The 13849-nt window shown below is 55.8% G+C and carries 16 protein-coding genes and 1 pseudogene; all 17 read right to left on the bottom strand.

Annotation, left to right across the window (positions count from 1 at the left end):
- Window positions 1–179: 179 nt before the first annotated feature.
- The 17 genes and pseudogenes from Pla144_RS06110 to Pla144_RS06025 all read right to left on the bottom strand — a co-directional run bounded on the left by Pla144_RS06110 (window position 180) and on the right by Pla144_RS06025 (window position 13823).
- Window positions 180–1085: a F0F1 ATP synthase subunit gamma gene (locus Pla144_RS06110; protein ID WP_146448824.1), complete on the bottom strand. Its 906-nt coding sequence runs from the start codon at window positions 1083–1085 to the stop codon at window positions 180–182.
- The gene (locus Pla144_RS06105; RefSeq protein ID WP_146449090.1) at window positions 1082–2629 is read right to left on the bottom strand and encodes an alternate F1F0 ATPase, F1 subunit alpha; all 1548 of its coding nucleotides are present in this window, start codon (window positions 2627–2629) and stop codon (window positions 1082–1084) included. The genes Pla144_RS06110 and Pla144_RS06105 overlap by 4 nt, the downstream gene beginning before the upstream one ends.
- Before the next feature lie 5 nt (window positions 2630–2634).
- Window positions 2635–3453 carry a F0F1 ATP synthase subunit delta gene (locus Pla144_RS06100; protein WP_146448822.1) on the bottom strand — a complete coding sequence of 273 codons (819 nt, stop codon included), beginning with the start codon at window positions 3451–3453 and terminating at the stop codon, window positions 2635–2637.
- 3 nt (window positions 3454–3456) lie between these two features.
- The gene (locus tag Pla144_RS06095; RefSeq protein ID WP_146448820.1) at window positions 3457–3738 is read right to left on the bottom strand and encodes a F0F1 ATP synthase subunit C; all 282 of its coding nucleotides are present in this window, start codon (window positions 3736–3738) and stop codon (window positions 3457–3459) included.
- A 31-nt stretch (window positions 3739–3769) separates the two neighbouring features.
- A complete protein-coding gene (locus Pla144_RS06090; RefSeq protein WP_146448818.1) occupies window positions 3770–4465 on the bottom strand; it encodes a F0F1 ATP synthase subunit A in 696 nt (231 codons plus the stop codon).
- Window positions 4455–4772, bottom strand: a complete 318-nt coding sequence (locus Pla144_RS06085) for an ATP synthase subunit I (protein WP_231936196.1) — start codon at window positions 4770–4772, stop codon at window positions 4455–4457. Before Pla144_RS06085 ends, Pla144_RS06090 begins: the two co-directional genes overlap by 11 nt.
- Complete coding sequence (locus tag Pla144_RS06080; protein WP_146448816.1) at window positions 4762–5100, bottom strand: AtpZ/AtpI family protein; 339 nt, start codon at window positions 5098–5100, stop codon at window positions 4762–4764. Before Pla144_RS06080 ends, Pla144_RS06085 begins: the two co-directional genes overlap by 11 nt.
- Window positions 5093–5482, bottom strand: coding sequence for a F0F1 ATP synthase subunit epsilon (locus Pla144_RS06075; protein ID WP_146448814.1), 390 nt, complete (start codon window positions 5480–5482; stop codon window positions 5093–5095). Before Pla144_RS06075 ends, Pla144_RS06080 begins: the two co-directional genes overlap by 8 nt.
- Complete coding sequence (gene atpD, locus Pla144_RS06070; RefSeq protein ID WP_146448811.1) at window positions 5472–6920, bottom strand: F0F1 ATP synthase subunit beta; 1449 nt, start codon at window positions 6918–6920, stop codon at window positions 5472–5474. The genes Pla144_RS06075 and atpD overlap by 11 nt, the downstream gene beginning before the upstream one ends.
- The gene (locus Pla144_RS06065) at window positions 6917–8080 is read right to left on the bottom strand and encodes a glycoside hydrolase family 130 protein (protein ID WP_231936194.1); all 1164 of its coding nucleotides are present in this window, start codon (window positions 8078–8080) and stop codon (window positions 6917–6919) included. Before Pla144_RS06065 ends, atpD begins: the two co-directional genes overlap by 4 nt.
- Complete coding sequence (locus tag Pla144_RS06060; RefSeq protein WP_146448809.1) at window positions 8077–8838, bottom strand: HAD-IIB family hydrolase; 762 nt, start codon at window positions 8836–8838, stop codon at window positions 8077–8079. Before Pla144_RS06060 ends, Pla144_RS06065 begins: the two co-directional genes overlap by 4 nt.
- Window positions 8838–10127, bottom strand: a pseudogene (locus Pla144_RS25025) (RpiB/LacA/LacB family sugar-phosphate isomerase). The gene Pla144_RS06060 and the pseudogene Pla144_RS25025 overlap by 1 nt, the downstream one beginning before the upstream one ends.
- Window positions 10124–11152 carry a class I fructose-bisphosphate aldolase gene (locus Pla144_RS06045; RefSeq protein ID WP_146448807.1) on the bottom strand — a complete coding sequence of 343 codons (1029 nt, stop codon included), beginning with the start codon at window positions 11150–11152 and terminating at the stop codon, window positions 10124–10126. Before Pla144_RS06045 ends, Pla144_RS25025 begins: the two are co-directional and overlap by 4 nt.
- 99 nt (window positions 11153–11251) lie before the next feature.
- The gene (locus Pla144_RS06040) at window positions 11252–11614 is read right to left on the bottom strand and encodes a SpoIIAA family protein (RefSeq protein WP_146448804.1); all 363 of its coding nucleotides are present in this window, start codon (window positions 11612–11614) and stop codon (window positions 11252–11254) included.
- A gap of 67 nt (window positions 11615–11681) precedes the next feature.
- Entirely contained in the window at window positions 11682–12065 is a 384-nt protein-coding gene (locus Pla144_RS06035) for a SpoIIAA family protein (protein ID WP_146448801.1), read from the bottom strand.
- A 93-nt stretch (window positions 12066–12158) separates the two neighbouring features.
- Complete coding sequence (locus Pla144_RS06030) at window positions 12159–12665, bottom strand: lactoylglutathione lyase family protein (RefSeq protein ID WP_146448799.1); 507 nt, start codon at window positions 12663–12665, stop codon at window positions 12159–12161.
- A gap of 123 nt (window positions 12666–12788) precedes the next feature.
- Window positions 12789–13823 (bottom strand): NADP-dependent oxidoreductase, encoded by a 1035-nt coding sequence (locus Pla144_RS06025; RefSeq protein WP_146448797.1) that lies wholly within the window; start codon window positions 13821–13823, stop codon window positions 12789–12791.
- Window positions 13824–13849 lie beyond the last annotated feature (26 nt).

The following is a 13849-nucleotide window of genomic DNA, read 5'->3' as shown; positions in this document are numbered from 1 at the left end:
TTATTGAGGTGTGAATAGCTGGCTGAAGTCGCACAGTTCTCAAGAAATTGACGCGAAATCTTGCGAAGTCTGCGAAATTGCGTTTTCGCGAAGGCACTGAGGCTGATGCAACCGCGAGCACAAAGCAGACTGAGAACCTAGCGTCGGTCGCCACCACCTCAGTCAGTTTTTAGTCTCTGCTAGATCGTTGACTCGCGCTGCTCGCTCGACAGGGTTTCAAAACCGGCGACGACATCGAACAATTCCTCGTCGATGCCACTTTGGCGCAAACGATGGAATGACCGGTTCAGGTCCTCCAGCAATTCGTCGATATTTTTGTCGGCGCGCTGCATCGCTGCCAGGCGGCTCGCGTTCTCGCTCGCGAGGGATTCGGCGCATGCGCGGAAAAGCGAGACAAAGAGGTATTCGCGAATAAGTGCTTGCAATGTCGCCGTATCGCCACCCATGATCTCGGGCAAGTTGCTCGTTGGCCAAGGACGTTCGGTCAGCTTTTGTCGCCAGTCTTCGTCTAACGGTAAGAGGCGCTGTGTGACTGGCGCATAAACCGCGCCCGAAGTGAGACGATTGTAGAATAGGTAGAGTTCGGTGACCTGACCCTGAGTGTGGTGGGCCTCGCTCTCCAGAAGAATCTGTCCGACGAGCGGGGTGATGGCCTTAACCGAGTTCGGCACAGAAAAGAGTCCGACAATCGGCAGGGCTGTGTCCACCAGGCGCGCGCGAACGCGCTCACCAAAGGCCCAGACCTCGGGTTTGGCCGATAGAGTAGCCAGCGTTTTGACCGCATAATCCGTCACCACTTCATTGAATTGCCCCACCAATCCCTGGTCAGTACCGAACACGATCGCAACTATCGCACCCGCAGCCCCGGGCTTTTTCCTTTCTGCAATCAAGGGCGCTGAGCCAATTTCGCGGAAGCACGCTCCCAACCCCAACTCCACGATGCGATAGTAATCAGCCAAAGCCTGCACCGATTTCTCGTATTGTCCGACGTTCGAGGCGGCCGCGGCCTTCATCGTGCGGACGACGGATTGGAGGTCGCCGGCTCCGCCGATTTTTCGGCGCAGGTTGGCCAAGGTGTCGCTCATGTCTTCTCCTGGGGTGGAGGCTTGGTCTGGAAGCGAGCGAGCGCTTTTCGGGCGATTTGGACCATTGTTTCACGATCTTCGTCGCTCAATTCTTGGGTTGAATCCAATCTATCGCGCAGTGATGCCGGGAGATCCGCCGCCGCCTTGCGTACGCCCAGCTCGGCGTCCGTCATTTGGTCAAGCTGGACATCGTCAAACAGACCTGCGGTCAGAGCCAGCAGCACGGTAATTTGCGCGGGTACGGATACAGGAGTGAATTCCGGCTGTTTCAGACAGGCGCGAATTCGCCTTCCGTGCTCGATGACCTTGCGGGTGTTTTCATCCAAACTTGCACCGAAGCGGGAAAAGGTTTCAAGCTCCTCAAATTGGGCGTATGCGAGCTTGAGATCGCCAGCCACCGCACGATACGCTGCGCGTTGTGCTTTACCGCCAACCCGGGAAACGGATTTTCCGACATTGACCGCAGGTAGCACGCCCAATTCGAAAAGCGAAGGCGAGAGATAGATTTGCCCATCCGTGATGGATATCAAATTAGTCGGAATATAGGCGGAAATGTCCTGTGCTTCAGTTTCGATGATGGGCAGCGCAGTGAGGGATCCACCACCGAGTTCCTTGCGCAAGTGGGTCGCACGTTCCAGCAGCCGCGAGTGGATGTAGAAGATATCGCCGGGAAAGGCTTCGCGACCGGGCGGGCGACGCAGCAAGAGGGAAAGTTCGCGGTAGGCGCGTGCGTGGTGTGTGAGGTCGTCGTAAACAATCAGAACATCTCGTCCGGCTTCCATGAAAGACTCCGCGATACTGGTCGCGGCGTAAGGAGCGATATAAGCAAGACCCGGCGGGTCGTTGCCCTCAGTCACAACAATAATTGAGTATTCCATCGCGCCCTTTTGCCGTAAGGATGCAACTGTCTTCGCGACTGAGGACGCACGCTGGCCAATCGCACAATAGACGCAAACCACGTTCTGGTTCCGTTGATTGAGGATGGTGTCGATGGCAATGGCGGTCTTGCCCGTCTGCCGATCACCGAGAATCAACTCCCGCTGCCCGCGCCCGACGGGTATAAGCGCATCGATGACTTTGAGTCCAGTCTGGAGGGGCACCGTGACGGGCGCGCGGTCCATAATGGGCGCGGCGGGGCGTTCGATGGGCAGACGCTTGCTGGAGGCCACCGATCCGTTTCCGTCGAGTGGCCGACCGAGCGGGTCGATGACGCGCCCCAACAATCTTTCTCCGACGGCCACGTCCATGACACGGCCCGTGCGCCGGACTTCGTCCCCCGCGTGAAGACGCCAGTATTCACCTAGCAGTACGACGCCAATCTCGTCGGCGTCCACGTTGAACGCGATGCCAAGCACATCGCCGGGAAACGTTACCAATTCATCATAGCCCACGCCAGGGAGACCAGAGACCTTGACGATGCCGGTGGACACGTTGGTGATCGTGCCCACCTCCTGCGCCGTCAGTTGCGGCGTGAACTCTTCTCGCGCTTGACTCATTCCAGCAAACGTGCGATCGAAAACATTCTGGAGGCTTCCCTGTTCCATGTTCGTCATTGCTTTGCTTCGGATTTAGGTTTTTCAGATTTCGACTCAGCTTTGACTTCAGGCTTGTCCGTGTCTTTCAGAAGTTCGTTCACGTTCTTTTCCAGCGACGCCAGATAATCCGCGATACTCCACCCTACCTTCTGCCCGTTCGTGATGAGTTCAATGCCGCCGATCAAGTCTGGCGCGATTTCAAACTGAATCTGAGTCTCCATGCCAAGGGTTTCTTTGATCGCACCTTCAGTTGAGGAGCGCTGTGCGGGTGTAACGTCAAATGCAGTACGAACAACCACGGGGTTGGGCGACGCCTTGAGCGCCGACACGAGCTGCTTCTTTTTTTCTCCGTTTAACTCGTGCAAGCGGCGAACAAAGACTTCTACAATTCGCTCTTCCAAACTCATCCCGGCAAGATCTGCCAGCGTCTTTCGTGCGGTGGCGAATACCTCCTGCTGTGTCCGGCGGCTGATTGCTTGATATAGGTTATGGGCTTCGTTTCTCAGTGTTTCCTGCCGTTTTGAACTCAGAGCCTCGGCAGCCTTCCGCGCTTCGTCGAGGAGCCGTCCACGTTCGGCCTGCGCCTCGTCTGTCGCCTGGCTTAGTAATGCAGTACGCTGCTGGTCGAACTCCTCGTTCTTGTGATGGAACTCTTCTCGCTCCTTTTGGGCCTCGGCCTTTTTCGCATCGGCGTCCGCGAGTTCCGTTTCAATCCGCTTCTCGCGCGCATCGATGGCGCTGAGGATAGGCTTGTAGAGAAAACGCCTCAACAACCACACGAGGATGAGAAAGTTGAGCGCCTGCGCACCGACGGTGAACCAATCAATGAGCATGGATTACTTTCCTGCGGTTAGGTCGATGACGTGATTCCAGAACGGATTAGCAAAAATGAGAATCATCGAGACGACGAAGCAGTAGATTGCCGTGGACTCAATCATCGCTAGACCGACAAACAAGGTCCGGGTGATCGTGGCGGAAGCGTCGGGTTGCTGCGCCAGCGAAGTCAGGGCCGTCGCGACCGCCTTCCCTTCGGCCAGCGCTGGTCCCAAGCACCCAAAACTGGTGGTGAGGCCTGCGATGACAATTGATGCCACCGCGATCATAGTCGTGTTATCCATAATATCTCCTTTGGTATCTGCAATTCACATTTTAGTGGATTGCTTCGGGTTCAAGTTTACCTTCGCGAGTGCGCGTTGCAGCCGCGATGTAAACCGCGGCCAGGATGCTGAAAATGTAGGCCTGTACCATGCCGGTTAGCAGGCCGAGGGCCGTCATAACGACGGGAAAGATGAATGGCGTGATGGTGAGCAGAATAGCGATAATCATTGCCCCACTCATCATGTTGCCGAAAAGGCGGACAGCCAGAGCCAGCGTGCGAGATAGTTCGCTTATGATGTTGAACGGCAACATGATGACGGTCGGTTTGACGTAGGACTGGAGGTAGCCACCGATCCCTTGAGCCTCAATACCAAACAGCGGGACCGCTGCAAACACGCACAGCGCAAGCGCCACGGTGGTCGAGAGCGAGCCCGTCGGCGGCTCGTAGCCGGGAATAATTGTGCAGAGGCTGGCCGAGGCAATGAACAGGAAGAGAGTGCCCAGAAAATCGAGATACTTCTCGGGGTGGCGGAGGCCGACGTCCCCGATTTGTTTCTCCATGCCAGTGACGACGATTTCCAAAAGGTTCTGCCAGCGCGAACGTTCCAGTTCCTTGGAAAGTTTGCGCGTGATGAGTAGCGAACCGACTGCTAGGGTGAGCATCAGTCCCCACGTGAAAACGATGGTGGCGTTGATTTTTAGAAATCCGTGTTGCCAGAAGATCATCTCATCGGGACTAAGGCGCATGGCTGACCTCCGCTGCCGGGCGGCTCTGGTTTTCTCTTGATGGCCGGATCAACCAATTCACAACGACGCGCGCGATGATAAATCCCAAGAGGCACACCAGCAGCCTCTGCCAGTGACCGCGCGCGACAATATAGAAACCGAACAGCGCAACGCTTATTCGCAGCAACAGGCTGCCGAGAAACAATAGGGCTAACCGTTTCGACGAAACACTCTTCTGAATCGTCCACCAAAGGCCGCCGAAGAATATCGCACCGAGCAATAAACCAGCTAACAAAGCCAGCACCAAAGCCAATGTTTCATTCATCATTATTTTCCTGTTCCTCTCGCATTTCTCTGTCTTCCTTGACCACCCAATGCCAAGCGTTTAAACAGCCAATTACCAAACCGACGACTAGCATCGACAGTGTCCAGGAATGATTGCCGTAGTACTGTTTGTCCAACCAGTTTCCCAGTGCTGCACCGAGCAGCGTCGGAACCACCACCGACCATCCGACTAGCCCGATCATGCCCAGGCCATACCAAACTCCCGGCGTGGGGTTACGCCGCGCATGAAGCTTGCGGTCCGCCTTCGCGCCGACCTCCCGACTGAACACCGTCTGATCATTTCCACTCTTGTTTTCCGAAATGTCACTCATGATGAAACTCCGCCAAGCGACTGATGAAGCCGCTCTCCATTTTCGCCATCACGGAGCGCACGCTCTGCTCGTGATTGTCCAATGTGAGAAACTCTCGCTCGACCGCCTCACGCAACTGGCCAAGGTCCTTTCCGCCAATGGCGTTGCGCACGGAAACGAGCACGTCCAAGCCAGTCTTGACCAACACTCCTTCATCGATGGCCAAGTACAACTCGCCCTCCGATGCGGTTTCGTAGATCAGAATTCCGGGAGAGAGCGCCGCTACGCAATCGAGCCGGTGCGGCAAGAGTCCGAACGAACCCTCCTGCGTCTCCGCGACGATGCGCGACACATCGGTTTTTTCGGCGAAAATTTGAAAGGGCAAGAGAACTTTAAGTTTCATGTGAATCGTTGGCATGTTCGACCTTTGGAGGATTTTTCGTGCCGGGCTTCGCTTTTTTCTTCGCTTCGTCAATGGTTCCGATCATGTAGAGTGCTCTCTCCGGATAGTCTTTAAATTCATCGAGTAGGATTCGCTCGCAGCCGTCCAGAGCGTCCTCGAGGCTAACGAGCTTCCCCTTAAGGCCGGTAAACTGCTCGGTCGTGAAAAAGGGCTGGGTGAGAAAACGCTCCAACCGGCGGGCGCGGGCAACCACGTCGCGGTCGTCCGGCGAAAGCTGTTCCAGGCCGAGCATCGCAATGATGTCCTTGAGTTCTGAGTATTGCGCAAGCGTCCGCCTGATTTTCTGTGCCAATGTGTAATGCCGCTGTCCGACGATGCCCGGCGTGGCCATCTTTGAACCCGACTGGAGCGGATCAATGGCGGGGTAGAGGCCTTCGCTTGCTCGTTTGCGCGAGAGTACGATCGAAGCAGAGAGATGCGAGAAAGTATGCACTGCCGCCGGATCAGTGAAATCATCCGCCGGCACATACACCGCCTGGATGGAGGTGATGGCGCCGGCATCGGTGTTTGCGATCCGCTCCTCCAACTGCGACAACTCGGTGCCCATTGTGGGCTGGTATCCCAGACGCGACGGCATTTGACCCATCAAGCCGGACACCTCCATGCCGGCCTGGATGAAGCGGAAGATATTGTCAATCAGTAACAGCACGTCGCGGTGTTGATCATCTCGGAAATACTCGGCCATCGTCAATGCCGCATGTCCCACGCGAAACCGGCTGCCCGGCGGCTCGTTCATCTGTCCGAAAATCATGACCATGTTTTTCAGCACGCCGGCGTTCTTCATTTCGCGGTGTAACTCCTCGCCTTCACGGCACCGTTCGCCGATGCCGCAGAAGATGCTCACGCCCTCCTGATGTCCGATCATGTTGTGGATCATTTCGGTGAGTAGCACCGTCTTTCCCACACCCGCCCCGCCAAAGAGTCCCGCCTTGCCGCCGCGCTCCAGCGGGGCGAGCACATCGATGACCTTGATGCCGGTTTCAAAGATTTCAGATTTGGTTGAACGTCGTGCCAGTGGGGGCGGAGCCCGATGCACCGAACGCCACTCGACACCAGATAATGCCGCTTGACGGTCAATGGCGTTACCAAACACGTCGAACATTCGTGAAAGAATTTCCTTGCCGACTGGCGCCTTCAAGGGCCCGCCCGTGTCCTCCACGGCGTTGCCTCGAGCAAGGCCTTGGGTGGGGGTCAGCGCGATTCCACGCACGCGATGCTCGTCGAGCTGAGCTAAGACCTCGATGACAATTTTGCCCTCCTGCGCGTGCAGCAGCGAATAGATGGGCGGCAAATTCGCATCGAACCGTATGTCTACGACACCGCCGCGCACCGAGACGACCACACCGCAGTTCACCCTTGTGGGATTCTTAGTTGTCATAGTGTTGTCTCCGCTGGCTGCGGCACGACCGGTACAATAGCGTTCGGAGCATCGACTTTGGGCAATGGTGTTGTTGGAAGCCGCCGAGGAACTGTCATGCTCGCCACCCCGATTCGGCTGTCGGCCATGCCGTAATAGATGTCGAACCGATCCGGTTGGCCAATGTCATTGCGGCAGTCGATGCCCGTGGGAAACACCACGTTTTCTACGACGCCATCACGTTCGTGCGGAAGAATGGGAGTCAACAACGGTTCCGGCGAGCGATATAAGATTGTCCGTGGATGTTCCTTCGATAGAATCATGACACCGGCGGAGTAACATAGGTGTTTTCCTGTTCCGCCTACTGTGTCTGTCGCATGCACCCCGTGATACAGAATCATCCATCCGTGCCGCGTCATCACGGGCGGAGTGCCCCCGCCGATCTTCAACGCTTCCCACGGCGCGACGGGCGTGGCCAGGCGATGGTGTGAGTTAAAAAGTGCGAGGCGATCCGGTTCCAGACCTTCGAGCGCCATAGGGCAATAGGAAATCCAAATACTTTCGTGATCGAGATCGACAAGCCGCCAGCATTCATCGCAATCGATTTCTTCCGGTCTCGAGCCTGCGAATAGCGGCCGATGGATCATCGCGAGCTGCATCTTTCCGCGGTGATTCGGTATGGCGATGGGGAATAAACTCGCGTCCTTATTGTCGACATGGACGAAGTCAATCCCACGATACGGTTCAAACGTAGCCAGTCCCAACCTTCTCCAATGAAATAAGTCCTTTGATACGGCGAGTGCGATCCTTGGACCGGCTCGGGAGAGCGCTGTGTAAGTCATCACGTAGCTCCCAAAACGCTCGACAAAGGTCACACGAGCGTCCTCACATCCACCGAGCCCGTTCGCTCGCAACTCGTAATCCGCCTCTGGTTCCAGCGCAATACCAAGTCGCTCGATGCCGCATGGATCGCCGACGTCATTGAATTGCACGCGGGCTATGCCGATGCGCGAGAAGTTGTTCTTCCCGACCAAACGTGGAAACAGATACAGTTCTCCATCCGGCCCGCGCGCTGCAGCTGGGTTCAAAACTCCTCCCACTTCGTACGGATTGTCGGGCTCCAACTCCATTAGGAGATCGAGACGCTTCAATTGAAAACCGCTCATTAGGTTCTTTCTCATGTGGATGTTTGCGAGTCACTTAGGCATGCGATGATCGCTTCGACCACCCGCTTCGATTCATTCGAGTCTCGGACTTGGATTGACACGACTCCGGCTTCTTTGGCGGGATAGTCGTTTCCACCAGGGAACAAGGCGTCCCCGACGAAAATCATCTCCGTAATGGCGATGCCAAGAATTTCGCGAAGTTTTCGAATGCCGTAGGCTTTGTCGATGCCCAACTTGGTTATGTCGATAGAGGTGGTCCCGCCTAAACGCACGGAGAACTCGGGGATCAGGCGGTCGAGCGCCTCTTTCATTTTCTTACGCTTGGTGAAATCCGGATCCCACTTTTCTTTTTCTTCGAGCGGCGCTTGCTGCCCTAACGCGGAAAACGTAATCTGACTTCCGCGATCTTCTATGACTTCTCCCCAAGTCTCGTGGGCTTCGAAGGCCAAAGAGTCGATCACTTCCTTCAAGGACCGAACGATCTTCTGGTTTTCTTTTTCGCTGAAGTTTTCCGCGTACAGCTGTTCCCATCCTGACTTGTATTGGTAGAACTTTGTGCCACATGTCGGCAGCATCGACAGATTCTTCAGGTGTTCGTCATGCGGCAGATTTGAGAGCAATTGCTCTTGGAACTGCTGCCAGTTGCCACCGGAGATAACTGCCACCTTCACAATGCGTAAGAGTGTACTAAGCAGTGTAGCCATCTCGGTATCTAAAGCTGATTTGCTTTCGGCGAGCGTGCCATCCAGATCGAAAACGATGAGCTTTTTCATCAGGGCTGCCTTCCTTCGACGTCGCCTATGCAGTTTAGCCGACCCTGTCGGACTTCTCCGCCTTCGTTTTCCCAGCGTTCAATCGCGCGCTGCTTCATCGGCCTCGTGTCGCCAACGCGCTGGTTTGTCTCCCCTTCGAGGGCTTCGTAGGCGACAGAGTTCCATAACGCGATGGCTGGCTGTTCCGAGCAATCATGTGCGTAGCTGAGGATGCTGATGGATGCAGTGTTGAGCAGAAATGGCTCTGCCTGCGCGACGGTCAGACCAATCCACCGGGCGGCTAGGACGCGGCAAAAGTGGCTGTGGGAGAAGATGGCCACATTGTCATCGAGTTTGCGAACGAGGGCGATAAACCGATCCGCGCGGTCGGAAATCTGCGCGGGGCTCTCCCCGTCTGGTGAGCCGTCGCGAAAGAGGTTCCACCCCGGCCGCGATGAGAGGATCTCGTCAGAGGTCCGACCTTCGTCATCGCCATTGTCCCACTCTGCCAGATCAGGCTAGATTTCAGGCACTGGTCCTAATTTTGCCAGCATGCTAGTTTGTTTCGCACGTTTTAGCGGACTGGTCATCACATGGCGGAAAGAGAGGTTCCGTAGCCGCTGTCCTACCGCGCGCGCTTCCTCCTCGCCATGGGAGGTCAGGGGAATATCCGTGCGGCCCGTGTATTGGCCAGAGCGCGACCACTCTGTCTCGCCGTGGCGAATGAGATAAAGCTTGAGTGAACGGGAGTGGCCGCCGGTCGGTTCAGTGGGAGCGCCGCCTTTAATGTTCGTGTAACGGATGACCTTGGAAATGGGTTGGTTTTCGAGAGCTGTCACCTTGTCAATGCGGCGGCGATGGCGTTCCTCACCGGAAAATCGTGCGATGAGAAAGGTACGCACCAGTTCCCAAGCGAGAGCATGGCCGACAACGAGACCGCCAAGGCAGATTAGGTTGAGATCATCGTCCTCGACTCCCTGGTGCGCGGAAAACGGATCATGGATGAGACAAGCACGAACGCCGCGCACTTTGTTGGCGACGACGCATGCGCCGACGCCACTGCCGCAGATTGCCACGCCACGTTCCACCTGTCCAGCGGCGACGGCACGAGCCAGCGGCACGACAAAATCCGGGTAGTCATCCTCCGGCACGAGTTCCCGGTCGCCAAAATCAATCACCTCCGCACCGGCTTCGCGTAGCATCATTGCCAGATACTTCTTCAGCTCATAGCCGCCGTGGTCGGAGGCGATGCCCACCGCCTTTGTGGGTTCGAGGTCAAGGCACTGTTGGAGTGTTAAGCAGCGTGTCATGATGCCCCCCTTTCCATCGCGACATCGTATTCGCCACGGCGCGCTGCCCGGTTGCATTTGGCTCGATGAATCAGTGCCTGCTGCGCCGCTTTCACATTGGGCTCCTTGCCTTGCCAGATCTCCAATGCCGGTTGCTGGATGGCGCGGGCAAACGAAAAGGCCAACGCCCAAGGCGCTCGCGAATGGAATTGAACATTCATGGCATTCAATCGGGCCGAGGCAAGTTCAGCGGATTGGCCGCCCGATAGGAACGCAATCCCCGGCACTGCAGCAGGGACGGTGCGCAGGAGACAACTCACTGTGGCGTCGACGACCTCGTCCACGCTTGCCTGCTCGGGACATGCCAACCCGGGAAGCACCATGTTGGGCTTAAGAAGCATTCCCTCCAGCGTTACCCGTTGCGCGAAAAGCTGGCCGAACACCGTGTGTAAGACGAGTTCCGTCACCTCACGGCATCGTTGCAGGGTATGCTCGCCGTCCATGAGCACCTCCGGCTCGACAATGGGGACCAGTCCGACTTCCTGGCACAATGCGGCGTAGCGCGCCAGCGCGTGAGCGTTGGCTGCGATGCAACTTCGACTCGGAAGCTGATCGTCAATAGCGATGACTGCCCGCCACTTGGCAAATCGAGCGCCCATTTGGGAGTACTCAGCCAATCGCTCTCGCAAGCCATCGAGACCTTCCGTGATCTTCTCACCCGGATGAGCTGCCATGTCCTTGGCGCCAGTGTCCACCTTGATTCCGGGAATGATTCCCGCATCAATGAGAACTCTGACAAAGGGCGTGCCATCTTTGGTCTGCTGGCGAATCGTCTCGTCGTACAGGATCGCTCCCGAGATGCACTCGCCGAGTCCTGGCGTGGTCACGATCAACTCCCGATAGGCGCGCCGGGCCTCCTCGGTCTGGGGAATGCCCAACCGGGCAAATCGTTTGTTGCAGGTTGGGTTGCTTTCATCCATCGCCAGCAGACCCTTGTCGTCGGCGACCAGCGCGTTCGCTGTGTCGATTAGCTCATGTGAAACCATTTGTCTTCTAGTCCTCGTCAGCTCCCCACCGACCGCACAGCGAAGTGCTCGCTAGCACGAACGAGGGAAAAGCTCTTTGTGTTGTCCGCGGCAAATCCATTACGCCTTGTCCAGCCACGCCCGCGCCTCGGTCGAATGGGCATGATCGAAATATTGAATTGTTGCTTTCGTGAACGGCTTGCAGAACGTCGCCATCCTGTGCTGCCATTTCGTTTCCCCGACCATGGCGATTCGCGCGATGTCGGCGAAGTGTTTGATGGCAAACTTGGTGTCTGCCCAAAGCGCGCCGGCATCCCAGCCGTGGAATTCCGTCATATCGAACAGGACTCGCAGCTTGCCGTTCTCGGCGACAAGCCGCTCGAATTCCGGCACGAAGTGCTCGTAGTCCGCACTTGTCAGCTTGCCGCTGACATGCACGTTAAGCAGTTTGCCGCCGTCTTCTTCATTGAGTTGGATGGGCATTGTCTGTTACTCCTGTAAAGGTGATTCTCGTTTGTGGATGCTGTCATTCAAAAAACCGCTTTGGTTGTTATTGGCCAACCGGGACCGCCACTTCCCGAAGCCAGCTCAGCGCATCTTCATACTCGGATTCCGAAAAATGCTTGACATCCGGATGCACAAGCTGAGCTACGATCTTTGGCAACTCCGCCAGCAAACCATTGTCGCTGACCACTGCCAGTTTTTTGATTTTTTGGTGATAGCTCTCGATAAGCCGCAAGTGAGCAATAGCGGCTTCGAGGTTCAACCAGCCTGGAAATGCCCTGGCGACGATCATCACGCCGGCCAGGGTGTCATGCTCCGCAAGATAGGGATCAATCTCATGGGCCCCGGCGTCAAAGTCGGCAGATTCTAGTGCACCTGAAGGTTCGAGAATGAGAATCCCTTCGTTGGAAAGTAAAGTCTGTTTTAGCATGAATTGATCCTTTAGTTTTGAGTTTCTGGCTCTTCGAGACCTAAGCGAACCACGAGTTTGCCGATTTTTTTCCCAAGCTTGCGAGACCACCTTTCATTCGGAACCGCCTTGGTATGCGCCTGCTGAATAAGTAAGTTCATAGCTGTGAGAATAGATTTCGATTAAGTTTCCAAAAGGGTCCTCACAGTAAACCATCCGGTAAGGTTTTTCTCCGGGATAGTACTCGCGAACGGGCATTCGTTGCTTTCCTCCGTTATCAACGATTCTCTTTGCGAGACCCTCCACGTCAGGGTCCTGAACGCAGAAGTGAAACACTCCTGTTTTCCAGTACTCGAAATTGTTCTCGGGCTTCTGGGCATTTTCAAACTCAAAGAGTTCGACGCCAACTCGATCGCCGGTGGACAAGTGCGCAATTCGAAATCGACCCCAGCCTTCCCCGAATACGTCATTGCACATCATTCCAATAGCGGAGTTATCCGACACAACTTCGGTGGGCGGCATGATGACGTACCATCCCAACGTTTTCGTGTAGAAGTCTACGGCTTGATCTAAGTGGGTCACGGAAATGCCGATGTGAGAAAATGTTCGTGGAAATGTCATGTGTTTGTGCATTCTGGCTGAAGATTGAATGGCGGTGCAATTGTTAGATCAGGACCGATGCAAATGGCTTGAACTTCCGTCGGTTGTAGTTGGGTGAATGACCTTCATGTAATCCATTTATTATTAGTGGTTGCCGGCACGAATTACGAGCTTGCCAAAGTTTCCTCCAGTAAGCAGACCAATTAACGCTTCGGGGGCGTTTTCGAGTCCATCAACGATATCTTCCAGAAACTTGATTTTGCCTTCCTTGACCCATGGCCCCATGGCAGTGGCAAACTCGCCATAACGAGAGCCATAGTCTTCGAAGATGATGAACCCCTGCGCCTTGATGCGCCGGATCAGTAGAGTTTGCATGAGTAAACCCAACCGATCCGGTCCAGGTGGCAGTTCCGTGTCGTTGTAATGGGCGATCAATCCACAAACAGGTACGCGAGCTTTCACGTTCAAGAGTGGCAGCACCGCATCAAATACCTTTCCGCCAACGCTCTCGAAGTAAACGTCAATCCCTTGTGGGCAGGCGCGTGCAAGTTGGTTGGGAAAGTCATCGGTGTAGTGATCGATGCACGCATCAAAGCCGAACGTTTCGACCCCCACCCGACATTTTTCGGGACCGCCGGCGATCCCCACGACATTGCAACCTTTCAACTTGGCGATCTGCCCAACCACCGAACCAACAGCACCTGTTGCCGCCGCCATGACGACGGTTTCGCCCTCCCGCGGCTGGCCGATGTCTAGCAGTCCCATATAGGCGGTAAATCCCGGCATTCCGAGCACTCCGAGTGCCCAAGATGGATGCTCGAGATGCTTGTCCAATAGCATCAGCCCAGTGCCATCGGACACGCTATAGTCCTGCCAGCCACTGTTCGCCAGCACCCAATCATCCTTGGCGAAACCGGAATGCTGTGATTCCATGACCCGACAGACGGTACCTCCCACCATCACATCGCCGATCGCGATCGGAGGTGCATACGACGGCGAGTCGTTCATGCGGCCACGCATGTACGGGTCTAGCGACAGATAAACTGTTCGCAGCAGTATTTCGCCGGCGTTCACTGTGGGTATCTCGGTCTTCTCCAGCCGAAAATTCTCCGGCACCGGGGCGCCATGCGGACGTGAATTCAACACGATACGGCGGTTTGTTTGTTGAGAAAGATTCATGAAGTGTTCCATTTCGAGTTGTGGTT

The organism is Bythopirellula polymerisocia (assembly GCF_007860015.1).
Classification (GTDB): domain Bacteria; phylum Planctomycetota; class Planctomycetia; order Pirellulales; family Lacipirellulaceae; genus Bythopirellula; species Bythopirellula polymerisocia.
This window is presented reverse-complemented; position numbering and strand designations above follow the sequence as displayed.

Coding starts and splice junctions, on each gene's coding strand:
- Pla144_RS06080 (WP_146448816.1), bottom strand. CDS start 5,100: ATGAGTGACATTTCGGAAAACAAGAGTGGAAATGATCAGACGGTGTTC.
- Pla144_RS06025 (WP_146448797.1), bottom strand. CDS start 13,823: ATGAATCTTTCTCAACAAACAAACCGCCGTATCGTGTTGAATTCACGT.
- Pla144_RS06030 (WP_146448799.1), bottom strand. CDS start 12,665: ATGACATTTCCACGAACATTTTCTCACATCGGCATTTCCGTGACCCAC.
- atpD (WP_146448811.1), bottom strand. CDS start 6,920: ATGACAACTAAGAATCCCACAAGGGTGAACTGCGGTGTGGTCGTCTCG.
- Pla144_RS06040 (WP_146448804.1), bottom strand. CDS start 11,614: ATGCCCATCCAACTCAATGAAGAAGACGGCGGCAAACTGCTTAACGTG.
- Pla144_RS06060 (WP_146448809.1), bottom strand. CDS start 8,838: ATGAAAAAGCTCATCGTTTTCGATCTGGATGGCACGCTCGCCGAAAGC.
- Pla144_RS06085 (WP_231936196.1), bottom strand. CDS start 4,772: ATGATGAATGAAACATTGGCTTTGGTGCTGGCTTTGTTAGCTGGTTTA.
- Pla144_RS06105 (WP_146449090.1), bottom strand. CDS start 2,629: ATGGAACAGGGAAGCCTCCAGAATGTTTTCGATCGCACGTTTGCTGGA.
- Pla144_RS06095 (WP_146448820.1), bottom strand. CDS start 3,738: ATGGATAACACGACTATGATCGCGGTGGCATCAATTGTCATCGCAGGC.
- Pla144_RS06090 (WP_146448818.1), bottom strand. CDS start 4,465: ATGCGCCTTAGTCCCGATGAGATGATCTTCTGGCAACACGGATTTCTA.
- Pla144_RS06075 (WP_146448814.1), bottom strand. CDS start 5,482: ATGAAACTTAAAGTTCTCTTGCCCTTTCAAATTTTCGCCGAAAAAACC.
- Pla144_RS06065 (WP_231936194.1), bottom strand. CDS start 8,080: ATGAGAAAGAACCTAATGAGCGGTTTTCAATTGAAGCGTCTCGATCTC.
- Pla144_RS06045 (WP_146448807.1), bottom strand. CDS start 11,152: ATGGTTTCACATGAGCTAATCGACACAGCGAACGCGCTGGTCGCCGAC.
- Pla144_RS06035 (WP_146448801.1), bottom strand. CDS start 12,065: ATGCTAAAACAGACTTTACTTTCCAACGAAGGGATTCTCATTCTCGAA.
- Pla144_RS06100 (WP_146448822.1), bottom strand. CDS start 3,453: ATGCTCATTGATTGGTTCACCGTCGGTGCGCAGGCGCTCAACTTTCTC.
- Pla144_RS06110 (WP_146448824.1), bottom strand. CDS start 1,085: ATGAGCGACACCTTGGCCAACCTGCGCCGAAAAATCGGCGGAGCCGGC.